The sequence below is a fragment of the Chryseobacterium sp. genome (assembly GCF_022869225.1).
GTDB lineage: Bacteria > Bacteroidota > Bacteroidia > Flavobacteriales > Weeksellaceae > Chryseobacterium.
Genome location: NZ_JALIHL010000001.1, coordinates 4,452,262 through 4,476,193 on the forward strand (window position 1 = coordinate 4,452,262; position 23,932 = coordinate 4,476,193).

Here is a 23,932-nt window from a genome sequence, read left to right on the forward strand (position 1 = left end):
AGAAAAGCAAATAAAGTTTCCACTTCGATTTTTATTACATAGTAAATGTAGTAATTATTTTAATACGAAATATGAATTTAATGTTAAAATTCACAAGTTATCCACATTTTGTTGTGGATAAGTCTGCCGGTTGCCCTGTAATGCCCCTTATCAATATCATATAGGGGAATGGAAATTTTTTTTAAGAGCTCTTGACTGGATGATTCTTTTATGGGAGATAATTGAAATTTTACGATTTCAAAAAAATGACTAACTTTATTCCATTAAAATCTATTGATAAATATGATCCGAGATCAGGCCGTGTTCTAATGCCTGAAAGCTAAAGGCTCAAGTTTCTGAGCCCTATATATCTGTTATTTCAAAATAAAAGAATAAAATGGCAACTTGAAGCTGTTTTGTAATCTGTCTATTGGGAAAAGTGATTTTTATATTCACTATTGCCCATGGATGTCATCATATTAAAATACGATTCAACATGAAAACAAATACGATCGCCGTCATCGGCGGAACCGGTAAGTCCGGAAAATACCTTGTTCAGGAACTTCTGAAAAAAGGATATCCTATGAAACTATTACTCCGGACTCCTGAAAATTTTACCCTTCAGAACCCTTTAATTGAAATTATAAAAGGTGATGCAAGAGATTTCGACGCTGTAGATCACCTCATTAAAGACTGCAGTGCGGTGATGAGTATGATAGGACAGCCTGTCGGGGAGAAGTCAATATTCACGGATGCCACAAACAATATTATACAGTCTATGAATGGTCATGGAATCAAAAGATATATTGTGATCACCGGTCTGAATGTAGATACTCCTTTTGACCATAAGAGCGGGAAGGTAGCAGCAGCCACAGACTGGATGTATCAGAATTATCCCAAAACCACAAAGGACAAGCAGGATGAATACGAAATCCTTGTAAACAGTAATCTGGACTGGACATTGGTCAGACTTCCCTTAATCATTCCGACTTCAAAGCATTTCACGACAGAAACAAGTCTGACAGATTGTAAAGGCGAGCAGATCAGTGCGGCAGACCTGTCCGAATTTCTGGTTTCCCAGATCGGGGATGAAACTTACAGTAAGCAGAGTCCATTTCTGTATAATGTGAAGGAATAACAAAGTTCACCTCATTATTAAAAAAAACAGAGAGCCATCCGGCTCTCTGTTTCTGTTTATTTCTTAAGTTTTTCCTTGATATATTTTGCAGTATAAGATTTCTTATTTTTCGTCAGATCTTCAGGAGTACCGGCGAATACAATTTCACCGCCATGCTTTCCTGCTTCCGGGCCGATATCAATAATATAGTCAGCACATTTGATAATATCCGGCTGGTGTTCAATGACGATTACAGAATGTCCAAGATCAATCAATGCCTGCAGGGACTTCAACAGCTTTTGGATATCATGGAAATGAAGCCCTGTAGAAGGTTCATCAAAAATAAACAGGGTTTTGTCTGTTGTAACGCCCTTGACAAGGAATGAGGCCAGTTTCACACGCTGTGCTTCACCACCGGAAAGGGTAGAGGAGCTTTGCCCCAGCTGAAGATAACCCAATCCAACTTCCTGCAGGGGTCTCAGTTTGGTGACGATCTTTTCCTCGTTATTATCTTTGAAGAATTCCAAAGCTTCATCCACCGTCATATGAAGGATATCGGAGATGTTTTTTTCATCAAACTTGACTTCCAGGATTTCATTTTTGAAACGTGTTCCTTTACAAACTTCACATTCCAGCTCAATATCAGCCATAAACTGCATGGATACATTGATCACGCCTTCTCCTTTGCATTCGTCACATCTTCCGCCGTCTACGTTGAAAGAAAAATGTTTCGGTTTATAGCCCATCATTTTTGCCACTTTCTGTTTTGCAAAAAGGTCACGGATATCATCGTACGCTTTCAGGTAGGTAACAGGATTGGAACGGGAAGACTTACCAATCGGGTTTTGATCGATCAGTTCAATATTTTTGATCAGTTTCTTAGGAAATTCTACAGAATCGTACTCTCCTTTTTTTCCGCCCATTCCTAACTGGATCTGGATATCATTGGTCAGGATTTCTTTCATTAAAGTAGATTTTCCACTTCCCGAAACCCCGGAAATGACCACCAGGCTTTCCAGAGGAACATCTACATCAATATTTTTAAGATTATTCTGTCTTGCTCCTTTGATATGAATCCATTCTTTCGCTTTTCTTCGTTTTGAAGGCACCTCGATCTCCAATCTTCCCGTCAGGTATTTTGAAGTAAGGGTGTCTGCACTTTTAAGCTCTTTATAATCACCGGCAAATACCAGTTCACCCCCAAGATAACCGGCTTCTGGGCCAATATCAATAATATAATCAGCAGCATGCATCACATCTTCGTCATGCTCTACCACAATAACTGTATTTCCCAGATCACGAAGGTTTTTCAGCACCTCGATCAGGTTTTCGGTATCCTTGGAGTGAAGGCCGATGGAAGGTTCATCCAGGATATAAATGGATCCTACCAGTGAACTTCCTAAGCTTGTTGCCAGATTGATTCTCTGGCTTTCTCCTCCGGAAAGTGTATTGGAGGTTCTGTTGATTGTTAAATATCCTAACCCTACCTTTAGCAAAAACTCAAGCCGGGTTGTAATTTCATATAAAAGTCTTTTGGCAACTTCTTTATCGTGTTCAGACAGTTTTAATCCGTTGATCAAGGGTGCCAGCTCATCCAAAGGAAGTTCAATCATGGACTGGATATTATGTCCGTCCACTTTTACCCAGCTTGTTTCCTCACGCAGCCTTAAACCCTCGCAGGTAGGACAAAGGGTTTTCCCTCTGTAGCGTGAAAGCATCACCCGGTACTGGATTTTGTACAGGTTTTCTTCAAGCATTTTGAAGAAATTATTGATACATGGGAAATTGCTTTTTCCATCACCTTTCCAAAGAAAATTTTTCTGTTCTTTGGTCAGTTGGTGATAAGGTTTATGGATAGGGAAGTCTCCTGCTTTTTTGATAAAGTCTTTTTTCCATTCACTCATGGTTTCTCCTCTCCAGCATACGACAGCATCTTCATAAACGGACAGGGTTTTATTCGGAACAACAAGATCTTCATCAATTCCGATTACCTTCCCATATCCTTCACAAGCCGGACACGCCCCATAAGGATTGTTAAAGCTGAAAAAATGAACATTCGGTTCAAGGAATTCCATGCCGTCCAGCTCAAATTTATTGGAAAATTCTTTTACTTTTCCGGTATCTGCATTTTTCAGCGAACAATAGCCGCGGCCTTCATAGAAAGCCATCTGAATGGAGTCTGCAAGCCGCTGAAGAAAGCTTTCATCTTCCTCATAAGAAAAACGGTCGATCACCAGATTAATGGCCATCCCTTTTTCAGGAGCAAATCCAAAGCTTTCAAGATCTTCAATACCGGCTATATTGCCGTTAATTTCAAGTCTTGTAAAACCTGCCAGTTTTAAAACATTCAGGGTTTCTTTAAAGTTATCAGCATCATATTCCAAGGGCGCTGTCAGTAAAAAAGAAGTGTCCTTTTTGGATGCCTTGATAAAATCCACCACATCAGAAACCGAGTCTTTTTTCACTTCTTCACCTGAAACCGGAGAAAACGTTTTCCCGATTCTGGCAAATAAAAGTTTCATATAGTCGTAGATCTCTGTAGATGTTCCTACAGTGGAGCGCGGATTGGAAGAGATGACTTTCTGTTGGATCGCAATAGACGGAGCCAGGCCTTTAATATCGTCAACTTTAGGTTTTTCAAGTTTACCCAAAAACTGACGGGCATAAGAGCTCAAGCTTTCTACATATCTTCTCTGTCCTTCTGCATAAATCGTATCAAAAGCCAAAGAAGATTTGCCGCTTCCTGAAACCCCGGTAATAACGATGAGCTTATTTTTAGGGATCAGGACATCTATATGCTTCAGATTATTAAGATGGGCATTCTTAACGTAAATCTGTTTTTTTATGTCTATTTCTGTAGTATTAGCCATATTCTGTTTATTCATAAAAGTGACTGTACAGTATTTAATCTGCCAGTATAATGGTGTTTTGCCATAGAATACTCCAGGCGTGCTTCAATTAAACTTTTAAATCCATCCTCCAATATTTCAATATATTGTATACGGAATACCATTGAAAAAAGAATGAATTCATCGAAAAATTAAGACCCACAAAATTACGAATTTTTGATGAAATTTCTATGTTTATCTCCTATCCAAAAAAATAAAAGGATGACGGCGAAGCAGGAGCTTTTAAATCAGCATAAGATAGTAATAAGAAGGCAGATGTGAGGATTTTCGTAATTTTGTTCTTATTTTATGTAATGTTTAAATATTTTTATAATTTTTGTTAAATTTTTTTTACCAATCTATTGTTTTATGTTTTAAAATTATTTAAAATTGTACCTGTAAATATGTAATATAGAAATGATAAAATTATTCAGAGATCTGGTTACACATTTAATGAGAAAAAGATAAAAAACTACTCCCTCAGACACAAGATGCCGCATCCCATTGCTGCATCTTTTTTTATGACAAGTATCATTTGTCTTTCTTGGTGAACTCCCTTACTTTTGGAATCTGTTATTAAAGAAAACTACGGATACAATTATGATCAAAAAGATAGGAAGTGCTTTTTTTCTGGGATCTTTACTTTGGGTACATGCACAGGAAAAGACTACAGATATTGAAAGCATTGAATTTCAGGGGAAATTTATCTCTACACCTTATAAAAGTGCCAACCAGAATATCAGTGTTATAACAAAAGAGGATATTGCTAATTCTCCGGCTAAAAGTATTGATGAAATTCTTCAGCAGGTTTCCGGAATGGACATCAGAAGGAGAGGAGCGAATGGGGTGCAGAGTGATATCGGTTTCCGTGGAAGCTCTTTTGAACAGGTCCTCCTGCTCCTGAACGGAATCAGAATGAATGATTCCCAGACCGGACATAATACTATGAATATTCCGGTAGATCTGGCAGATGTAGAAAAAATTGAAATCATCAAAGGCCCTGCTGCAAGACGTTTCGGGCAGAACGCCTACGCAGGAGTGATCAACATCATTACAAAAGTAAATCCGGGAAAACGGGTAAAAATCAGTGCTGAAGGCGGAGATTACGAAACCTATAGCCTGGGTTTGAATGCTCAGTTGGGAAATGAAAAATTTTCGGGTTCTCTTCAGGCGAACTCCGCTTCTTCCGAGGGTTATATGTACAATACTGATTATGAGATCAGGAATGTATTCTACCAGGGACGAATGGCCATTAAAAACGGAGATCTGAAACTGCAGGCCGGTTTTTCTGAAAAAAAATTTGGAGCGAATGGGTTTTACTCCTCTAAGGCGGCTACAGAACAATATGAAGAAACACAGGCTTCTATTGTAAGTCTTTCACATCAGCAGACTTTTGGAAAATTAAAACTGAGTTCTAATGCATACTGGCGGAGAGGTCAGGATATGTATCTTTTTAACAGGCAGAACCCTTCTCTCTATAGAAATATGCATATTGGTAATAATGTTGGCGGAGAAGTGAATTCAAGCTATCAATGGGGATTAGGGATTACCGGTGTTGGAGCCGAGTTGAGGAAAGAATTTCTGGCAAGTAGTAATTTAGGAGACAGAAACCGTTTTGTTTCCCAGGTTTTCTTTGAGCATCACTTTTCATTATTGGATAAAAAACTGAACATCAGCCCTGGAATTTCTTGGGCCCACTATTCTAAAGAAGGAAATTTCTTTTATCCGGGGCTTGATGTTGGGTATAACTTTAATTCCAATCACAAAGTCTACGGAAATATTGCCAAAGTACACCGCATTCCGACTTTTACAGACCTTTTTTATGTAAGCAAAACCGAACAGGGAAATCCTGATTTACTTCCTGAAAATGCTGTTTCATCGGAAATCGGATATCAATTTCAGAACAGTACAATTCTGGCAAAAATCAGCGGGTTTATGAGGAATTCCGATAACTCGATTGACTGGGTAAAGAAGCATAGCAATGACCTGATATGGTACGCCCAGAACGTAGGGGAAATTAAGATAAAAGGGATAGAAGCTGAGATAAACCACAAAGTCAACCATTGGCTGAGATATTCTGTAGGATATACTTATCTGGACAGTAAATATAAGGAAACGAATGAATTTGTTTCAAGATATATTCTTGATAATCTGAAGCATCAGGTGATCGCAAAATTAGAGACCAAATTCCTCAGGAACTTTACCAATGAGCTTGTTTACCGATATAATGAAAGAGTAAGCCTGGGCACTTATCATCTCTGGGATGAAAAATTAAGCTTCAATAAAAAAGACCTTTCCGTATATGTGCTGATCAATAATATCGCCAATACAAAATATACAGAGGCTTTTGGGGTGGAAATGCCTCAAAGGTGGTTCCATATTGGGTTTTCTTATACAATTAATATTAAGTAGACGTTAAGTCAATATTAATTAAAGTTAATATTAACAAATTGTTAAAACATATACATTTGCAAAAATTTTTTATGAAACATCTTTTAGGTTTGAGTCTGCTTCTAAGTATTTCTTTTTTCAAAGCACAGGAACATCTTTCCAGCTTTAATGCAGTGACTCTGACCTATAAGTTTCATCCTAAGTTTTTCATCTACGGAGAAGGACAATTACGGGGCAATGAAGATTACACCTATCCCGATTACTATGAAATAAAAGGAGGGCTGGGGTACAACCTTACCAAAAACCACAAACCCTTTATCGGTCTTGGAAGGTATGTGAATTATAAAAACCATAGCTTAAGCAAAGAGGAATTTAGAGTGTGGCTTCAGGATGTTATTGATTTAAAAAAAGGAATTGTGAAATTTGAAAACCGTTTCCGTGCTGAGAAAAGTTGGTTCTATGAGCCTAAGGCAGATAAAACTTCTCAGAGGATGCGCTACCGATACCGGCTGAATGTCAGTGTTCCTTTAAACTCCAAGACCATCCAAAAAGGAACGGTCTTTGCGAATGCTTACGATGAGGTTTTCTTTGTAACCCCGATGAAGCCTACTTTTGCCAGAAACAGGGTATATGGCGGTTTCGGCTACCAGATCGATGATTATTTTGGAGTATTGACAGGATATCTGTGGCAGCGGGAATTTGATGCTTCCGGAAATAAAAATTTACATTTTATTTACCTGGCTTTAAACATTAACATTGATGGAACGGATCATCATGTTAAGACTTATGATTTCCCGGGAGCAGATTAATATTTTTCTATCAGATAGCGGTACGCTTTCAGGTATTTATTAAACCTTTTGATATCCTTAGGAGTAAGCTCTCTGTTTACTCTTCTGAGATCCATATTGTCCCGAAGATCATTAAGCTTTACAGCTACAGCAAGGGGAGACCTTTCTGTTCTTTTGATAAATTCATCATAATCTTCTTCCGGGTCAAACTTGGTGAGGCAGCTTACCGCAAAAATAATATATTCCGGGAATCCTTCATTTCTTAAATAATCCAGGCTGAACTCCGTGGGATGGTCTTCTACGACGTCATGAAGTACGCCTACGATTTTTTCATCCACTGTTTTACCATATTCCATGACGCGCATGACGTGGGCAATATATGGCGCATGGTATTTATCGGTCTGTCCTTTATGGGCCTTATCGGCTATCTTTATCGCTTTATTCAGTAATTCTTCTTTTGTCATTTTTCTAAGAAAATAAGAGTACAAAAATAAAAAATGCCTTAAAAAAATAAGACATTTTTAGTAAGATTATTTCAGGTTGTTTTTACAAATTGATATCCTCTTCCAAAGAAGCATGCGGAGCATTATGTTTTACGGATTCTATACCGTTTTCCATTCCATTTTCAGACTCATACATCTGGCTGGTTCCTATGATCTGTCCGTTTCCTGCTTTAAGGTTAAAATAACACCGTTCATCTTTGGCTTTATTTCTTTCAAATTTGGAATCCTCCTGAGCGTTGGTCCTCACTGATTCGATGCCGTTTTCACAGGAAGATTTTGAATTGTATCCCTGACTGGTTAAAATTACCTGTCCGTTTCCTGCTTTAAGATTAAACTGAAAGTCACCGTTTGGTCTTTTTGAAATAATGAATTTTCCCATGGTAATAGTTTTTAAATTGGTTTTTGTGGTTATTTGGATGGCATGGCCTTCTTTATATTCATTTTTGGTTTTTCAGGGTGATGGCATTTAAGATTTTATATTTTGAATCATCCTTTTTAGGTTCTTTTAAAGCCATATATATCGTATCTTTCGGCTTAATGGTCATCATCTTATAAAGCTCTTTATATAATCCGGCTGGATTCATGCCGAAATTTACCGGCAGCTGTCCCTTCTTTTCAAGAATTTTTGCAGTATCTGTTTTAGGGATAAATTTGAGTTCCTCTTTTTTCTGAGCAGTAAGTGCAGCGGAGAATAAGAGGAGTGGAAATAATAATATTTTCATGTGTTCATTTATTTAAAAATAAAAATAACGATTTTTTTTAAATCAAAATCAATTAATAGGGGTAAATTCAAATAGATTCACAAAGAATAGATGGAATCAATAAAAAATAAAAAGCGCCTCAAAGAATGAGACGCCTGAATCAAATTTATGTTATAAAAGACTAATAAGCTCCTTTTTCAATATAGTGAGCAGCTACTTTTTCAGTTAAAGCCACTACATTCGGATTATTGGTATACTTTGTGAATCTTCTTAATCCTGACAGCATCATTCTCTGCTCATCTCCTTCAGCAAAAGAAATGATTCCTTCTTTAGCGGCAACAATGATTTTCTCCACAGCTTTATAAAGGTTGAGCTGAGCCATTGCAGCTTCTACAGAGTCAGGGGAGAAGTGTTTTTCAGCTCTCAATACTGCAGATTCCGCCATGTAGATCTGGTTAAGGATCTCAGAGGCATTCAGTAATAGATGTTGTTGCTTTTCAATATCCATCATATACTTCTGAAGAGCAGCTCCTGAAACCATTAAGAATACTTTCTTAAGGTTAGCAATGATCGCTTTTTCTTCACTCATAAATTCTGAATAATCAGGAACTTCAAATGAAGGAATTCCCATCAATTCTTTGCTGATTGCCATTGCAGGAGATAAAAGGTCCAGTTCACCTTTCATGGCTCTCTTAATAAGCATTCCTACAGCTAATAATCTGTTGATTTCATTGGTTCCTTCATAGATTCTTGAAATTCTCGAATCTCTCCATGCAGATTCCATTGGAGTATCTTCAGAGAATCCCATCCCTCCGTATACCTGGATTCCTTCATCAGCGGTATGCTGAGCAAGATCGGAAACAAATACTTTAAGGATTGAACATTCTACAGCGAATTCTTCAACTCCTTTCAGTTCAGCAGCCTGATGATCCATTCCTCCGGCTACCAGTTCATCAATTTTATCCTGAACATTTTTAGCGGCTCTGTAAGAACCCGCCTCACTTACAAATACTCCGGTCGCCATTTCAGCAATTTTCTTTCTGATCGCCCCGAAAGTCGAAATGGAAACTCCAAACTGCTTCCTTTCATTAGAATATTGGATAGAGTGGTTTAAAATTCTTCTCTGTGCATCCAGGCACGCTGCAGCCAATTTGATGCGGCCTACGTTAAGTGCGTTTAATGCGATCTTAAAACCATTATTTCTTTCTCCTAAAAGATTTTCTACAGGAATCTTCATATCATTGAAGAAAACCTGGCGGGTAGAAGAAGCACGGATTCCTAATTTATGCTCTTCCTCACCAAAAGTTAAGCTTTCAGGATTTTCAAGCTCAGAACGGTTGATGATAAAGCCTGTGATATTTTTATCGTCATCAATTTTAGCGAATAATGTGAATGTATCTGCAAATCCTGCATTGGAGATCCACATTTTCTGACCATTGATGATATAGTGTTTTCCGTCTTCGGAAAGTTTAGCTTTTGTTTTTCCTGAATTGGCATCAGAACCAGCATCCGGCTCCGTTAAGCAGTAAGCGCCAAACTTTGTTCCAGTTGCTAAATCCGGAAGATATTTTTTCTTTTGCTCTTCCGTTCCGTAAAGCACGATAGGAAGTGTACCGATACCTGTGTGTGCTCCATAAGCTGTTGCCAATGATCCTGTAGTTCCGGAAAGATAGTCACAGGCAAGCATGGTCGTTACAAAGCCCATTCCTAATCCTCCGTATTCTTCAGGAACGGCAATTCCCAACATTCCCATTTCACCAAGCTTACGCATTGTTTCTTCAGTGAATGCATAATCTTTCTTTTCAAAACGTTCTTTTTGAGGAACCACTTCTCTGTCAATAAATTCTTTTGCAGAATCACGAAGCATTTTTTGTTCTTCGTTCAGTTCTTCAAGACTGAAAATTTCATTTGCAGGAATTTGTTTGATCAGGAATTCCCCGCCCTTAATTATATTGCTCATTTGTTATTATTTTAAATTTTAATTATTATAATCTTGAATTTTAGATTATGGATTTTGAATTACTCTTTCAGTTTTAATTTGTCTTGAAGTGTTTTGACAATTGACGTTAAAATATTTACAATACCTTGTATCTCTGCTTTATATTTTGTTTCATCAAATTTCACCAATTGAGATTGTGATAATAAATCAATCCAATACTGTGTTTCTCTGGCTTCTTTGCTGGCAACAGACATTTTGTGAAGAAAATCTTTTTCTGAAAATCCGGCTAAAGCTTCCTGAACATTTGCACCAATAGAAGTTCCACTTCGTAATAATTGTTTTGAAAGTATAAATTCGTTTTGAGATTTACAGATTTTATATAGCTCAATAATTGATAATGCAAAACTGAATGTCTTTTCTTTGATTAAATTTTCTTTTTGCATCGATTCAAAATTTAAAATCCATAATTCAAAATTTCTTAAAGTAATTCAAATATCGAAGCAGCGCCTTGTCCTGTTCCTACGCACATGGAAACCATTCCGTACTTGTTGCCGCGTTTTCTCATTTCGTCAAGAAGCTGAACCGTTAGTTTCGTTCCGGTGCATCCCAGTGGGTGGCCTAGGGCGATGGCTCCTCCGTTTACATTTAAAATGTCAGGATTTAGCCCTAGCTCTTTCTTAATAGCAACAGATTGAGAGGCGAAGGCTTCATTAAGCTCGATCAGGTCGATATCTTTTAATTCCAAGCCAGCTTGTTTTAAAGCTTTTGGAATCGCATAGACAGGTCCCATTCCCATTATTCTTGGTTCAAGTCCGGCAGCAGCATACGCTACTAATCTAGCTTCAGGTTCCAGGCCCAGCTCTTTTACCATTTCTTCACTCATTACCATGACAAAAGCAGCTCCGTCACTCATTTGAGAAGAGTTTCCGGCTGTTACGCTTCCACCGTTGGCAAATACAGGTCTTAGTTTTGCTAAACCTTGTAAAGAAGTATCAGCTCTCGGACCTTCATCAACTGAGAAATCAAACTTTTTAGTCTGCATTTTCTGATTTTCATCCAGGAAATTATATTCTACAGGAATCGGTACAATCTGGTTTGCGAATTTCCCTTCCTGATTCGCTTTTAAGGCCTTCATGTGAGATTCAAAAGCAAACTGGTCCTGTTCTTCTCTGGTGATATTATATTGTTTTGCCACTTCTTCTGCCGTGTAACCCATTCCCCAATAGTAATCAGGGTTCGTTTTTGCGATCTCTGTTTCAGGAACAGGCTTATAACCTCCCATTGGAATATATGACATCGATTCTGTACCTCCGGCGATAATGCAGTCTGCCATTCCTGCCTGAATTTTTGCTGAAGCAATAGCGATCGCCTCACTTCCTGAAGCACAATACCTGTTTACGGTTACTCCCGGAACTTTATCGGTATTTAACCCCATTAAAGAGATCAGACGTGCCACATTAAGACCTTGTTCTGCTTCCGGCATTGCATTTCCTACGATAAGGTCATCAATTCTGTTTTTATCTAATTGGGGAAGCTCAGCCATCAATTTTTCAATAACGGTAGCCGCCATGACATCAGGTCTTGTAAATCTTAAACTTCCTTTTGGAGCCTTTCCAACGGCAGTTCTGAAACCTTTTACTATATATGCTGTTTTCATATTTTGTTTAATTAAATTTTTTTTAGAGTTTTTGCCTTGCAGAGGCCAACTGTTCATAGATATTTGTTTATGCTTTCCTGGTGGAGCTCCGGAGGAGCGACCTGTTAATCATTAACCCATTCAAATAAATATTTCGGATCATATTCTATTTCAAATTTTGACATAAAATCCAGATATTCTTCTCTAAACGTTTTCTTTTTATGATGTTCTTCCTGGTTTAAAATATATTTTACAACAGAATCAACACTGCTTTTAGAATAAGAGAAAGCTCCGTACCCTTCCTGCCAATTGAATTTTCCATTCATCCATCCTTTTTCATTGATGAATTTTGAAGAACCCGCTTTAAGATCTCTTACTAAATCTGAGATCGAAATGGCTGGACTCATACTAACGAGAATATGAACATGGTCAGGCATTGCAAAAACGGCGAATAATTTTTGATTTCTATTGGAAACAATACCTGTAATAAACTGATGCAATTCTTTCTCTGTTTTCTTTTGAAATCAGATTTTGCCTTCCTTTGACAGCGAAAACAATTTGAATATAAATCTGCGTGTAGGTGTTTGCCATAAAAATTAACAGGTCGCCTCTACGAGGCTCTCCAATTTTTAACATTATTCATAGCTATTAACAGTTCGCTCCTACGGAGCTCCCCGTTAGTTTCTTAATGGTTTTCCGTTTTGCAACATGTACTGAATTCTCTCCAAAGTTTTTCTTTCTCCGCAAAGCTGAAGGAAAGTTTCTCTTTCAAGGTTCAATAGATACTGTTCAGTAACTACAGTTGGTTCAGACAAGTTTCCGCCTACCATTACGTTAGCCAGTTTATCTGCAATTTTCTTGTCATGTTCAGAAATGAAATTCCCTGTAAGCATTTGGTCTGTTCCTACATAGAACATTCCCAGAGCATCTTTTCCTAAGACTTTTACTTTTTGCTCGATCGGTTGTGTATATCCTTGTTCAGCTAATAGTTTTGCTACTTTTTTAGCTTCTGCAATCTGTCTGTTTTTGCTTACGGAAACGATATCTTTACCTTTTTCAAGGATTCCCATATCATAAGCTTCATAAGCCGAAGTGGCTACTTTACCCATGGCGATATTCATGAATGCATCACGAAGTCTGTTGTTTTTAACATCATCGCTATGGAATTCTCGTGAAGTTCTTAGGGTCAGTTCTTTGGTACCGCCACCGCCAGGGATTACCCCAACTCCTGTTTCTACCAGACCGATGTAAGTTTCTGCTGCGGCAACCACTCTGTCTGCATGCATCGTCATTTCGCATCCGCCTCCTAGCGTCATTCCGTGAGGAGCTACCACTACAGGAATAGAGGAGTAGCGTACTCTCATCATGGTTTTCTGGAAATAGGCAATAGCCATGTTTAAATCATCCCAATCCTGCTCAATAGCCATCATAAGGATCATGGCAAGGTTAGCACCTACAGAGAAGTTGGCTCCTTGGTTTCCGACTACTAATCCGTCATATTCTTTTTCGGCTAAGTCAATAGCTCTGTTTAGTCCATCAAGAACTTCGCCTCCCAGAGAGTTCATTTTTGAACGGATCTCAAAATTGATGATTCCGTCTCCCAGATCTTCAATAGCGGCTCCGGAATTACTCCAGATTGTTTTATTTTTTCTGATATTATCTAAGATGATGAAAGCGTCCTGACCCGGAATATTGTTATAATTTCCTGAGTTCTTATCGTAATAGATACTTTGTCCCTCATCATTTACTTTATAGAAGGTTTCCCCTTTTTCAGCTAAAGATTTTGCCCAGTCTGAAACTTCGTATCCGGCATCTTTTGCCAGTTCAATCCCTTTGGCTACTCCTACAGCATCCCAAATTTCAAACGGACCATTTTCCCATCCGAAACCGGCTCTCATAGCATCATCAATTTTATATACTTCATCAGAAATTTCAGGAACCTTATGCGAAACATAAGCGAATAATGCTCCGAAAGATTTTCTGTACAGTTCACCTGCTTTATCTTTACCACCAATCAATACTTTGAATCTGTCGATTGGCTTATCAATGGTTTTTGTTAATTCCAGGGTAGGGAATGAAGATTTTCCCTGAAGTTCATATTCTAAGGTATCGAGATTTAATCCGTGAATTTCAGATTTACCGTCTGCATTTTTTACTTTTTTATAGAATCCTTGTTCTGTTTTTGAACCCAGCCATTTATTATCCATCATTTTTTGGATATAGCCGGGAAGAGCAAAGACATCATTGAAGTCATTCGCTTCAGCACCGCTTTGACGGACACCGTTTGCCACCATGACCAGGGTATCAAGACCTACTACATCAGCCGTTCTGAACGTTGCTGATTTAGGACGTCCGATTACAGGACCTGTTAATTTATCTACATCAGAAACAGTAAGTCCCAGTTTCTGTACATTATGAAGAAGATCCATCATCGAGAATACCCCGATTCTGTTAGCGATAAACGCTGGAGTATCTTTTGCCAAAACAGTGGTCTTGCCCAGGAATTTTGCTCCATAGTTCATATAGAAATCTATGATCTCGGGAGCTGTGTCGTGGGTAGGGATGATCTCTAAAAGAGGAAGGTATCTTACCGGATTAAAGAAGTGGGTTCCTGCAAAATACTTTTTGAAGTCTTCGCTTCTTCCTTCTGTCAGTAAGTGGATAGGGATTCCGGATGTATTGGAAGAAATTAATGTTCCCGGTTTTCTGAACTGTTCAATCTTTTCATATACCGATTTCTTGATGTCAAGTCTTTCTACCACTACTTCAATGATCCAGTCTGTATTTTTAATTTTCTGTAAATCATCATCGAAATTTCCTACCTTGATTCTGTCTGCAAACTTTGGAGAATAAAGAAGTGCAGGACTTGCTTTTTTAAGTTTTTCAAAGTTTTCAGCAGCAATTCTGTTTCTTACTGCTTTGTCATCTTTGGTCAAACCTTTTTTCTGCTCAGCTTCAGTCAGCTCAAAAGGAACAATATCCAACAGCAACACCTCAACACCAATGTTGGCGAAGTGAGCTGCAATACCGCTTCCCATAATTCCTGATCCAAGAACCGTTACATGTTTGATTCTTCTTTTCATATGTAAAATTTTATTATTAATAAGGTTATATGCAACCATACGGTCTCATTATAATTTATTTTCTGTTGTTCAATAGTTCGTTGGCTATTTTCATGATTTCAGTCATCACCTCTTTGAAAGTTTCCATTTTTTCAGGAGCAATCTTCTCCATCACCTTTTTGTTAAAGTTGACCACTACTTCCTTGGACATGTTTCTGGAGTTCAGTCCTTTATCCGTAAGTTTAATGATAACCTCTCTTTTATCAGCGGTTGTCTTTTCCTTATAGATATATCCGTTGTCTTCCAGAAGTTTTATGATTCTAGTCAAAGAAGTAGGTTCTATGGCCATCTTAGGACCAAGATTAGTACTTCGGGTTCCTTCTTTGGGATCAATTTTAAGAAGGGTGAGGGCCTGTACAGCTGTAGAATCGTGTTCTTGAGCTAATTCTGTGTACATTTTTGAAACAGCCAGCCAGGTCTGTTTTAAAATTAAATCTACGTTTTCTATTTTTTCCTTATTATTATCCATCATTTTTGCACCAATGGTTTTACCCAAATTTAGTAAATATTATGCATGCATAATATTTACTAACGTTAAATTTTGTTAATAACCTGATAGTAAACGGATTAAATTGTATGATTAGCATAATACTATGCATGCATAGTATGTGGAATAATCAATAAAAACTTTGTATTAGTGAAAGTTTGTGATGTAATTTATAATTTCTTCAAAAGATCCGCATTGTTGTTCCGCGTTATCTTTAGCAATTACCCAAAAATTGTTCTGAAATTCAAAATGTAGGGAAGAAAGGTCTTTTTGAAAGTTTTTTTGGAGCAGTGAATACAGCATTTCCTTATATATCTGGGGTGCCGAGATGTGCGGAGGAATAAAACTCTCACTCATTTGAAATAATGAGATGTTGGTGAGTTCATCATGTTGGAGTAAAATATCTTCTACAATTCCGGAATGCAGTTGGGTATCTTTTACATACCATATCTTATCTGCAAATTCTTTAGCCAGCCTCCAGTCATGAGATGAAAACAGGATCAGTTTGTTCTGTTCTTTAGCCAGTTTTCTCAGGGTTTTAAGGATGATGATTTTATTTTTCTCATCCAGATGGGTGGTGGGTTCATCCAGGATAATAATAGAAGAGTTCTGGGTAATGGCCCGCCCAATGAATGCTTTTTGCAGGTTTCCGTCCGAGAGGTTTTTAAGGGGAATATGTTGATATTGCTTTAATTCTAATTCATCAATAATATGGGAAACCTCTTTTCGGTCTTCTGGTTTTAATTCGAAATAGAAAGGGTAGTAGATGTACTTTCCCAATGAAATTAAATCCTCTACCGTATAATGCTGCGGAACTACAGATTTTGAAAATACGACAGCAATATGCTCTGCAATTTCTTTTACCGAAAGTTTTTTTACCTGTTGGCCATTGATTAAAATCTGGCCGCTCAGTAAAGGGATCTGATGCAGAATAGATTTTATTAAAGTTGTTTTTCCCACGCCGTTGTTACCGATCAGGAGGCATACGTCTCCAAGCTTTAATTCTGCACTGGCATTGGAAATTAAAGTTTTATTGTAGCCTATATCTGCTTGTTTGATCTGTAGGTGCATGATGTAATGAAAAATAAGAATTAAAAATAGGAGCGGGAAAAGTTATGAAATTATTTTCAAAAATCTGTGCCATGCGGTATATCTGTTTTATACTTATATGCTGTATTTTATGGTTAAACGCAAGGGCGCAAAAGTTTTACAAAAATACTGTTTTTAAGGCGCAAGGAATTTGACAAGTCAAATTTTATACTGTTTCATCTCTTTACTTTAAATATCAGACTAGAAGGTTATGGATGCCAATTAATTTTAATAATCCTTAATAATTCAGCATTCAATTTTATCTTCGATAAAATCTTTGCGTCTTAACTACGTGCTACAAATAAATAATTGCGTCTTTGCGTTTAACTAATTTAGAATTATGTTTGTTCCTTTATGCTGTATTTTATGGTTAAACGCAAGGGCGCAAAAGTTTTGCAAGAATGCTGTTTTTAAGGCGCAAGGAATTTGACAAGTCAAATTTTATACTGTTTCATCTCTTTACTTTAAATATCAGACTAGAAGGTTATGGATGCCAATTAATTTTAATAACCTTAATAATTCAGCATTCAATTTTATCTTCGATAAAATCTTTGCGTCTTAACTACGTGTTATAAATAAATAACTTGCGTCTTTGCGTTTTACCAATTCAGAATCACACTTTATTCTGTTTCAAAAGCATCATCAATATCACAGGAATTCCAAAGACAGAACTTATCACATTCAGAGGAATCTGGGTTTTCTCTGCAATAACAGAAAAAAACAGCATGACCAGCATCCCCAGGAACATGTTCAGGATCCATTGCTGCCATAGCCTGGAGGGATTATAAACCAATCTGCAGAAATGAGGAACAATAATTCCAATAAACAGAATAGGTCCTAAAAAAGCGGTAATAGAAGCTGAAAGAAGGGAGGAAGCTACGATGATCAATAATTTCAACTGTTTAAGGTTCACCCCTAAACTCTTGGCGTATGACGTGCCCAAAGAATTTCCAATCAGAGGTTTTATGGTTTTAAAGCAGAAAAATAACCCGATGGCTACCAATACCGACAAAACATAAATTTGATTCCTGCTTACCATATTATTAGCTCCGAAAGACCATAAGATATAATTTTTCAGACTTTGGTTTTCTGCATAGAGCTGAAGCAGAGAAACAATAGCTCCGGCAAATGCAGAGATCAGGAATCCGAAAATAATAAGATAAGACTTATCCTGGAACTGATTAGACATTGACAGTAAGACCAGCATTAAAACCAGACTTCCACCAATCGCTGATAAACTCAGAAAACTGTTCTGAAGAAATTCAGGAAGGAGAATATCATGGGAAAAGAAAATATAAAACGCTACGGATAAACTGGCTACTGAAGTGATTCCCAGGATATCCGGACCGGCTAATGGGTTCTGAAAATATTCCTGCATCAGAAAACCGGAAGTAGGAATTGAAATTCCAGCCAGAAGCATCACCAATACACGGTTGATGCGGATTTCAGCAATCTGGTTATGGGCAGAGTTCTGGAAAAAATCCTGGAAACGTAAACTTAAAAATCCTGTGTTCAGATTAATGACAGCACCTATCATGATAGCTACCACAAACAATAAACACAGGATCTTAAACCTTTTTGACATTATTCAGAAAGAGTTTCTGTATGTTTTACTTTAAAAAAGAAGCGATTTTTGAGTTCAATACTTCCTCTGTCATCATTCCCAGATATTCATCTGTTTTGTCTCCTTTTCTCATAAACGTGAAAGGAATAGAACCTCCGTCCCATTGTTTGAAATTATTAGAGAAGAAGTTTTGATCAATTTTTGTCCGTCCAGTAAGATAACATGATCACCTAAATTATTTTCTACGACAAAATTTTTCACTGCGCCATCCCAGTCAGATTTATCATCCAGGTTCACAAAAGTGAACTTAACAGGTTTTCCTTTTAATTCCTGTATTTTATTTTTAAAACTTGGAATCTCTCTCATACATGGGCCGCACCATGTGGCAAAAAAATTGGTAACATATAAAGTGTCATTATTTTTAGCCAGATACTGTCCTACATTTTCAGGAGAAAGTTCTTTGGGAACATAGGCACCTGCTTCTGTAGGCGTATTTTTGGTGACAGCAAGTGAATCCGTTGAAGTATTATCTGTTTTCTGACCCTCTTTTTTACAGCTGTAAAGAGCAGTAAGAATAAGCGTGGATAAAATTATCTTCTTCATAAATTATTTTTTATCTATTTTTGAATTGAAGTATGGAACAACAAATCTATAAAGGGAAACTGATACAGTTTCATTGGTTAAAAGTAGCGAAAAAGGAAGAACTGACCAAAAATACTTTTTCTCTGGAGTTTGAAATTCCTGAGAATTTAAAGGAAAATTTTAAGTTTGAAGCAGGGCAGTTCGTGAGTGTTAAATTTCAATCCCATGGGAAAGAAGTGATTAATGATTATTCAATGACTTCTGCTCCGTATGAAGGTAAAATATGTTTGGGAATCAAGGTAAACTCTTCTGAGGGAGCGACTTCACAGTTATTTCAAAACTATAATGTAGGAGATCAGCTACAGGTAAGCGAACCTTCCGGAAGATTTACTTTAGTATCCAAGCCAAGTGAATTCAGGACCATTGTTGCGTTTGCAGCCGGTATCGGAATTACTCCGATTTTGAGCCATTTTAAAAATATTCTCCATAATGAGCCAAGAACAAGATTGTTTTTATTCTTCGGAAATAAAAGTTCTGAAGAACTGATCTATAGAAATCAGCTGGATAACCTTGCCAGAACTTGCGGGGACAGGCTGCAGATCTTTTACTTCTTTTCACAGGAAAAAACGGGTGATCAGTTTTTCTATGGCAGGCTGGATGAGAAAAAATTAAACCTAATCATCAACCAGATTCTGCATCTGGATGATACGGATGAAGAATCAACGATCTGGGATGCGGTAGATGAAGTATTGATCTGTGGAAAGGGAGAAATGATAAAAACACTGGCCAACGCCTGCTATCATCATGGAATTCCGAAAAAAAATATTCATTTTGAACTTTTTGAAGAGTATAATGATGATATTTATCCTGTAGAAAAGGAGTTTCCGCTTATTGAGAATATAGAAGTGGAGTTTACGATGTTGGGAAAAAATTATACCACTGTACTTCCTGATAACAGGGATAGAGTATTGCAACAGCTTTTGAATCAGAAGTTTCCTGTGCCGTACTCTTGTAAATCCGGAATTTGCGGAAGTTGTGAATGTTCTTTGGATGAAGGAGAAGTAGAACTTCTTGAGAATGAGTACTTAACTGAAAAAGAGGAGGCGCAGGGTCATATATTAGCTTGTATGTCTATTGTGAAAAGTAAAAAAATAAAGCTTAACTTTGATCTTAGTTGAGAGTTATTAAAAACATATTTGGGCTTGGGGTTATATCAATAGAGTTAGGAATTCTGTTGATATGTTTTTGTAATGCCTGGGTTTTCGGGCTGACTAACGGACGTACCTATACCAAAATATCCAAGATCCCACCCAGGGAAATCGCTCTGGTCCTGGGGACATCTCCCAAAATGAGATCCGGGCTTTCCAATCCTTATTTTACCAAAAGAATGGATGCGGCAGCTCTTCTTTATCATCACGGAAAAATCAAAAAGATTATTGTCAGTGGAGAAAAGAGCAAAGGGTACAATGAACCTGCTGCGATGAAAAACTATCTGGTCTATCAGGAAGGGGTTCCCGGAGATATCATTGTAGAGGATCCAAAAGGATTCAACACCTATAAAAGTATATTACGCTGTAAGGACGTTTACAAAAAGAAAAATGTGATTATTGTATCACAAGGTTATCATAATCTTAGGGCATTGTTTTTTGCAAGAAATAATGATATGAATGCTTTGGGATTTGATGCACAGGATGTGACAAAACCTGAAAGTTTTTACAGAAATCAGGCGAGGGAAATCCTCGCCCGTGTCATTGCTGTAGTGTATTTTATTTTAGGCGTTTCTCCGGATTAGAAAGGATATCCGAACGCAATATTAAGAGTAGGCTTGAAAGGCTGGAAATTTTTGAACCTCCAACGGTCTCCCTCCGGTTTGTTAGGATCGTAAATCTTATATGCAAGATCTATTCTGGCAGTAATATAAGCGATATTGATCCTTAGTCCAAATCCACTCCCTATACCCACTTGTCTTAGGAATTTATTGAATTTAAATTCATCTCCGTATCCGTCATTGTAATTACGAAGACTCCAGGTATTACCGATATCGGTAAATAAGGCACCTTCATACATATTGTTGAATGGAATCCGGTATTCTATATTGGTAGTCAGTTTTAGGTTATCGGTCATATAGGTACGCACCCTTTCATCTACCTGGGAATCTGCTGGACCCAAACCTCCAAATGCCACCCACGCTCTGATATCATTGGATCCTCCATTGAAATAAGACTTGATGATAGGCATATCCTGAGAGTTCCCATACGGAATTCCAACCCCGATGAACTGACGGAGCACTAAAGTCTGGTTTCCGTTGAATTTGAAATATTTTCTTGTGTCAATATCAAATTTTACAAACTGAGCATAAGGGATTCCAAAAATGGTTTTTTGAGGTGAAGTGACCACTCCGCCATCATTATCTTTTTTATTGAATAAGCTTAAAATATTACCGGCAAGTTCCACTTTACCATTGAAGTAAAAAGCGTTAGGATAGTCTTTTTTTCCAATCTCACTATACACGAAGTTATAGAGCATGGAAGAAATAAGGACGTCTTGTGTCTGCCTGTCTTTATTGACCAATGTTCCTCTGAATGCCGTCAGAAGATCTGTTCCCTGCTGATTCAGGCTGGCCCGGTATTTATCATCTAATAAAATAAGCTTTGAAACATCATCAACGCTGAGTTTTTTAGCTTCGTAATCGGTTCCAACCTGAGGTTTGAACGCAAAATAACTGCCAAAAATGTCGTCTCTTACCTTTCCATCATTCACGAAATAATCATAATAGGCATCTTTATTCTTTGTTAAACTGATCTGCGTGTTGAACAAAGTCAGTTTATGATATACCTGATCATTGACACTCGCCTGATAGTTTAATCCTGTATTGAAATTGACCCTTCCCAGGCCTATATTATTTTGTACTGAGGCTCCCAGAAGAATGGATGATGTAGGGGTATACCGTTTAGGGATAAATTTGTAATAATTAAAAGGGAGCAGGAGCCTCGGGAAATTAAGGGATGCCTGGGCAGAGATTTCATAAGCGGTTGTCCTTTTATCGATATTCTGTGTACTTCTGATGGATCCGAAGGTTCCGGAAATACTTGTGGAAAGGTTTTCTGCACCTCTGAAGACATTCCTTGTCGTAAGGTCTATAGAGGGAGAGATCCCTAGGTTCAGTACCTGGGAATAATTAATATCCGTTCCTACTTTAAGGTCGTATTTAGGAAGTGGTTTTAATACATATAAAACGTCTACAATACTATCATTAGGTGAGGTGATTCCGCCTTGTCTTAAAGAGTCCCTGGCTTTTACAATGCTGAAATTATTCATTGCCAGGAAATTTCTCTTGGTGACATCTAATTTTTTCTGATCATACACCTGTTTACTGTCCACAATGACTGCTCTCCATAATGATGACGTTTTATATTTATTATCCATCTTATGGAATCTTACCCTTCTTAAACTGTCTTTAACCGTATTTTTAGGATAATCACCGGGTTCATCTACAATAGCTACATCTATATTTCCAAAAGTAGCCACTTTATATGGCCGGTCTAAAGAATCTTTATGAATCTCCAGAGTAAGGGGAATCTGTTTCTTACTCTTTAAGGAATCAGCAACAAAATACACCTCATCATTATTACTGTTGAATCTATAATATCCGAAGTCTTTCATGAGATCGGTAATCCGGGTCACCTCTTTTTCAAGAACAGTCTGGTCAAGGATTTGGCCCGCTCTCACAAGACTTTTATCTTTAAGGTGGGCATAAATATTTTTTATTCCCTGATCAGGAATATTGTAATAATAATCTTTAATATACGTAGGATCATTATGCCTGATAAAGTAATTAACGGCAGCCTTTTTAGAAGCAGAATCCAGCTTATGTTTGTAGGTCACATCCGCATCCCAGAAACCTCTGTAAACCAGCCTTTTTTCAATAGATTCAGCGCTTTTCTCACTTCTGGTCTGATCCAGAATTACTGGAGGAGTACCCCAGTTGTGCAATACACGGTCTAAAAAAAGATTTTTTCCGACACTGCTTTTCATATTGTATTTAATGAATAGGGAATCCCTTAGCTTCTGATTTCTCATTTCACTGGGATACGTCATGTATTCATTAAGAATGGTATCGTATTTAGGATTGGCCATATTGTAAAAAGCCAGTGTTAAAGGCATGAAAAGAAGCTGTTTTTTGTTGGGCTTCTGCTGAACGTAATCTTTCAGTTCTTCATCAAAAAACTCTCTCTTATCCTCGAATTCAAAGTTGTTCCTGGTAAGAAGGTATTCCCCATCCGGAACTTTTTTTGTCGTACTACAAGCATAAAGGAGACCAACAAATGTTGCAAATGAGATAATTTTATAATATTTTTGAGGAGAATTCTTATAATGCTTACAGCTCATACAATAAAAGTTTTACAGTCTTTAGATAAAAAGAAGTTCAGACAAAAATACAATTTGTTTTTGGTTGAAGGTAACAAAATCATTTGTGAACTTTTTAATTCTAATATTAAAGTTAAAGAAATATTCTCAACGGATCCGCAAAAATTGGACCGTACAGATGTTCCCATTGTCCATATCTCTGAAAATGAGTTAAAAAAAATCAGCTTTCTTAAAACGCCGAAAGATTCTGTCGCGGTGTGTTATCTGGCTCCGGAAGAACAGGCTGAGGATAAGAATATACAGCTTGTCCTGGATGGAATTCAGGATCCGGGAAACCTGGGGACCATGATCCGGCTGGCCGACTGGTTCGGAATAGAGCAGATCATCTGCAGCGAAGATACCGTTGATTTCTACAATCCAAAGGTTATTCAGGCCAGTATGGGATCTTTTACCAGAGTCAATATCGTGTATACAGATCTTGTTGAATATCTTTCAGCCACCGGTAATGTCAATATCGGGACGGATATGGAGGGAGAGAGTATTTATACTTTTGATCAGCCTGAGAGGCTCAATCTGATTTTAGGGAATGAGGGAAATGGAATGAGACCGGAAACGGAGAAACTGCTCCAGAAAAGCATCAGTATTCCAAGGTTTGGAAAATCCCAGTCCACAGAAAGCTTAAATGTTTCAATGGCGGCAGGAATTATTTTAGGACAATTGTTTTCTAAATAACTTTTAGATAAAAGACTTCAGATATCAGAAGTGAGACCTTTGCATT

20 protein-coding genes are annotated in these 23,932 nt (G+C 37.5%); 6 read left to right on the forward strand and 14 right to left on the reverse strand.

The genetic code is table 11. The features are described from left to right. The first annotated feature begins 475 nt into the window (after nucleotides 1-475). Nucleotides 476-1,117 (forward strand): NAD(P)-dependent oxidoreductase, encoded by a 642-nt coding sequence (locus MUW56_RS20765; protein WP_292014989.1) that lies wholly within the window; start codon nucleotides 476-478, stop codon nucleotides 1,115-1,117. A 56-nt stretch (nucleotides 1,118-1,173) separates the two neighbouring features. On the opposite strand, the gene uvrA is transcribed toward MUW56_RS20765, so the two are convergent. After that, nucleotides 1,174-3,966, reverse strand: a complete 2,793-nt coding sequence (uvrA, locus tag MUW56_RS20770; protein ID WP_292015455.1) for an excinuclease ABC subunit UvrA — start codon at nucleotides 3,964-3,966, stop codon at nucleotides 1,174-1,176. Between the two features lie 618 nt (nucleotides 3,967-4,584). Between uvrA and MUW56_RS20775 the strand changes: the two genes are divergently transcribed. Then, a complete protein-coding gene (locus tag MUW56_RS20775) occupies nucleotides 4,585-6,396 on the forward strand; it encodes a TonB-dependent receptor (protein ID WP_292014990.1) in 1,812 nt (603 codons plus the stop codon). 71 nt (nucleotides 6,397-6,467) lie between these two features. Then, nucleotides 6,468-7,184: a DUF2490 domain-containing protein gene (locus MUW56_RS20780; protein WP_292014991.1), complete on the forward strand. Its 717-nt coding sequence runs from the start codon at nucleotides 6,468-6,470 to the stop codon at nucleotides 7,182-7,184. On the opposite strand, the gene MUW56_RS20785 is transcribed toward MUW56_RS20780, so the two are convergent. The 12 genes from MUW56_RS20785 to MUW56_RS20840 all read right to left on the reverse strand — a co-directional run bounded on the left by MUW56_RS20785 (nucleotide 7,181) and on the right by MUW56_RS20840 (nucleotide 18,807). Beyond that, nucleotides 7,181-7,627, reverse strand: coding sequence for a phosphohydrolase (locus MUW56_RS20785; RefSeq protein WP_292014992.1), 447 nt, complete (start codon nucleotides 7,625-7,627; stop codon nucleotides 7,181-7,183). The two genes, MUW56_RS20780 and MUW56_RS20785, sit on opposite strands and share 4 nt — an antisense overlap. A gap of 82 nt (nucleotides 7,628-7,709) precedes the next feature. Beyond that, nucleotides 7,710-8,045, reverse strand: a complete 336-nt coding sequence (locus tag MUW56_RS20790) for a YegP family protein (protein ID WP_292014993.1) — start codon at nucleotides 8,043-8,045, stop codon at nucleotides 7,710-7,712. 58 nt (nucleotides 8,046-8,103) lie between these two features. Then, nucleotides 8,104-8,388 (reverse strand): hypothetical protein, encoded by a 285-nt coding sequence (locus tag MUW56_RS20795; protein WP_292014994.1) that lies wholly within the window; start codon nucleotides 8,386-8,388, stop codon nucleotides 8,104-8,106. A gap of 160 nt (nucleotides 8,389-8,548) precedes the next feature. Further along, nucleotides 8,549-10,327 carry an acyl-CoA dehydrogenase family protein gene (locus MUW56_RS20800; RefSeq protein ID WP_292014995.1) on the reverse strand — a complete coding sequence of 593 codons (1,779 nt, stop codon included), beginning with the start codon at nucleotides 10,325-10,327 and terminating at the stop codon, nucleotides 8,549-8,551. Nucleotides 10,328-10,386: 59 nt separating this feature from the next. Further along, nucleotides 10,387-10,749 (reverse strand): four helix bundle protein, encoded by a 363-nt coding sequence (locus tag MUW56_RS20805; protein ID WP_292014996.1) that lies wholly within the window; start codon nucleotides 10,747-10,749, stop codon nucleotides 10,387-10,389. Between the two features lie 35 nt (nucleotides 10,750-10,784). After that, on the reverse strand, nucleotides 10,785-11,963 hold the full coding sequence (locus tag MUW56_RS20810; protein ID WP_292014997.1) for an acetyl-CoA C-acyltransferase: 1,179 nt from the start codon (nucleotides 11,961-11,963) through the stop codon (nucleotides 10,785-10,787). Between the two features lie 104 nt (nucleotides 11,964-12,067). Next, nucleotides 12,068-12,442 carry a transposase gene (locus tag MUW56_RS20815; protein ID WP_367118543.1) on the reverse strand — a complete coding sequence of 125 codons (375 nt, stop codon included), beginning with the start codon at nucleotides 12,440-12,442 and terminating at the stop codon, nucleotides 12,068-12,070. Nucleotides 12,443-12,619: 177 nt separating this feature from the next. Then, nucleotides 12,620-15,025 (reverse strand): 3-hydroxyacyl-CoA dehydrogenase/enoyl-CoA hydratase family protein, encoded by a 2,406-nt coding sequence (locus MUW56_RS20820; protein ID WP_292014998.1) that lies wholly within the window; start codon nucleotides 15,023-15,025, stop codon nucleotides 12,620-12,622. A 55-nt stretch (nucleotides 15,026-15,080) separates the two neighbouring features. Then, on the reverse strand, nucleotides 15,081-15,533 hold the full coding sequence (locus tag MUW56_RS20825; RefSeq protein ID WP_292015456.1) for a MarR family transcriptional regulator: 453 nt from the start codon (nucleotides 15,531-15,533) through the stop codon (nucleotides 15,081-15,083). Nucleotides 15,534-15,698: 165 nt separating this feature from the next. Then, the gene (locus MUW56_RS20830) at nucleotides 15,699-16,622 is read right to left on the reverse strand and encodes an ABC transporter ATP-binding protein (RefSeq protein ID WP_292014999.1); all 924 of its coding nucleotides are present in this window, start codon (nucleotides 16,620-16,622) and stop codon (nucleotides 15,699-15,701) included. A gap of 631 nt (nucleotides 16,623-17,253) precedes the next feature. Then, entirely contained in the window at nucleotides 17,254-18,225 is a 972-nt protein-coding gene (locus MUW56_RS20835; RefSeq protein ID WP_292015000.1) for an iron ABC transporter permease, read from the reverse strand. Nucleotides 18,226-18,333: 108 nt separating this feature from the next. Beyond that, nucleotides 18,334-18,807: a TlpA family protein disulfide reductase gene (locus MUW56_RS20840; RefSeq protein WP_292015001.1), complete on the reverse strand. Its 474-nt coding sequence runs from the start codon at nucleotides 18,805-18,807 to the stop codon at nucleotides 18,334-18,336. Between the two features lie 32 nt (nucleotides 18,808-18,839). On the opposite strand from MUW56_RS20840, the gene MUW56_RS20845 reads away from it, so the two are divergent. Continuing rightward, nucleotides 18,840-19,964 carry a ferredoxin--NADP reductase gene (locus MUW56_RS20845; protein WP_292015002.1) on the forward strand — a complete coding sequence of 375 codons (1,125 nt, stop codon included), beginning with the start codon at nucleotides 18,840-18,842 and terminating at the stop codon, nucleotides 19,962-19,964. Then, nucleotides 19,961-20,578 carry an ElyC/SanA/YdcF family protein gene (locus MUW56_RS20850; RefSeq protein WP_292015003.1) on the forward strand — a complete coding sequence of 206 codons (618 nt, stop codon included), beginning with the start codon at nucleotides 19,961-19,963 and terminating at the stop codon, nucleotides 20,576-20,578. Before MUW56_RS20845 ends, MUW56_RS20850 begins: the two co-directional genes overlap by 4 nt. Here the strand turns inward: MUW56_RS20850 and MUW56_RS20855 are convergent. Further along, nucleotides 20,575-23,175: a BamA/TamA family outer membrane protein gene (locus MUW56_RS20855; RefSeq protein WP_292015004.1), complete on the reverse strand. Its 2,601-nt coding sequence runs from the start codon at nucleotides 23,173-23,175 to the stop codon at nucleotides 20,575-20,577. The genes MUW56_RS20850 and MUW56_RS20855 overlap by 4 nt on opposite strands. On the opposite strand from MUW56_RS20855, the gene MUW56_RS20860 reads away from it, so the two are divergent. After that, a complete protein-coding gene (locus MUW56_RS20860) occupies nucleotides 23,161-23,886 on the forward strand; it encodes an RNA methyltransferase (RefSeq protein ID WP_292015005.1) in 726 nt (241 codons plus the stop codon). The two genes, MUW56_RS20855 and MUW56_RS20860, sit on opposite strands and share 15 nt — an antisense overlap. Nucleotides 23,887-23,932 lie beyond the last annotated feature (46 nt).

What these genes read in the sequence shown, in the direction of transcription:
- MUW56_RS20855 (WP_292015004.1), bottom strand. Translation starts at nt 23,175, where the DNA reads ATGAGCTGTAAGCATTATAAGAATTCTCCTCAAAAATATTATAAAATT.
- MUW56_RS20810 (WP_292014997.1), bottom strand. Translation starts at nt 11,963, where the DNA reads ATGAAAACAGCATATATAGTAAAAGGTTTCAGAACTGCCGTTGGAAAG.
- uvrA (WP_292015455.1), bottom strand. Translation starts at nt 3,966, where the DNA reads ATGGCTAATACTACAGAAATAGACATAAAAAAACAGATTTACGTTAAG.
- MUW56_RS20825 (WP_292015456.1), bottom strand. Translation starts at nt 15,533, where the DNA reads ATGGATAATAATAAGGAAAAAATAGAAAACGTAGATTTAATTTTAAAA.
- MUW56_RS20800 (WP_292014995.1), bottom strand. Translation starts at nt 10,327, where the DNA reads ATGAGCAATATAATTAAGGGCGGGGAATTCCTGATCAAACAAATTCCT.
- MUW56_RS20785 (WP_292014992.1), bottom strand. Translation starts at nt 7,627, where the DNA reads ATGACAAAAGAAGAATTACTGAATAAAGCGATAAAGATAGCCGATAAG.
- MUW56_RS20795 (WP_292014994.1), bottom strand. Translation starts at nt 8,388, where the DNA reads ATGAAAATATTATTATTTCCACTCCTCTTATTCTCCGCTGCACTTACT.
- MUW56_RS20805 (WP_292014996.1), bottom strand. Translation starts at nt 10,749, where the DNA reads ATGCAAAAAGAAAATTTAATCAAAGAAAAGACATTCAGTTTTGCATTA.
- MUW56_RS20830 (WP_292014999.1), bottom strand. Translation starts at nt 16,622, where the DNA reads ATGCACCTACAGATCAAACAAGCAGATATAGGCTACAATAAAACTTTA.
- MUW56_RS20780 (WP_292014991.1), top strand. Translation starts at nt 6,468, where the DNA reads ATGAAACATCTTTTAGGTTTGAGTCTGCTTCTAAGTATTTCTTTTTTC.
- MUW56_RS20845 (WP_292015002.1), top strand. Translation starts at nt 18,840, where the DNA reads ATGGAACAACAAATCTATAAAGGGAAACTGATACAGTTTCATTGGTTA.
- MUW56_RS20860 (WP_292015005.1), top strand. Translation starts at nt 23,161, where the DNA reads ATGCTTACAGCTCATACAATAAAAGTTTTACAGTCTTTAGATAAAAAG.
- MUW56_RS20840 (WP_292015001.1), bottom strand. Translation starts at nt 18,807, where the DNA reads ATGAAGAAGATAATTTTATCCACGCTTATTCTTACTGCTCTTTACAGC.
- MUW56_RS20820 (WP_292014998.1), bottom strand. Translation starts at nt 15,025, where the DNA reads ATGAAAAGAAGAATCAAACATGTAACGGTTCTTGGATCAGGAATTATG.
- MUW56_RS20790 (WP_292014993.1), bottom strand. Translation starts at nt 8,045, where the DNA reads ATGGGAAAATTCATTATTTCAAAAAGACCAAACGGTGACTTTCAGTTT.
- MUW56_RS20775 (WP_292014990.1), top strand. Translation starts at nt 4,585, where the DNA reads ATGATCAAAAAGATAGGAAGTGCTTTTTTTCTGGGATCTTTACTTTGG.
- MUW56_RS20765 (WP_292014989.1), top strand. Translation starts at nt 476, where the DNA reads ATGAAAACAAATACGATCGCCGTCATCGGCGGAACCGGTAAGTCCGGA.
- MUW56_RS20835 (WP_292015000.1), bottom strand. Translation starts at nt 18,225, where the DNA reads ATGTCAAAAAGGTTTAAGATCCTGTGTTTATTGTTTGTGGTAGCTATC.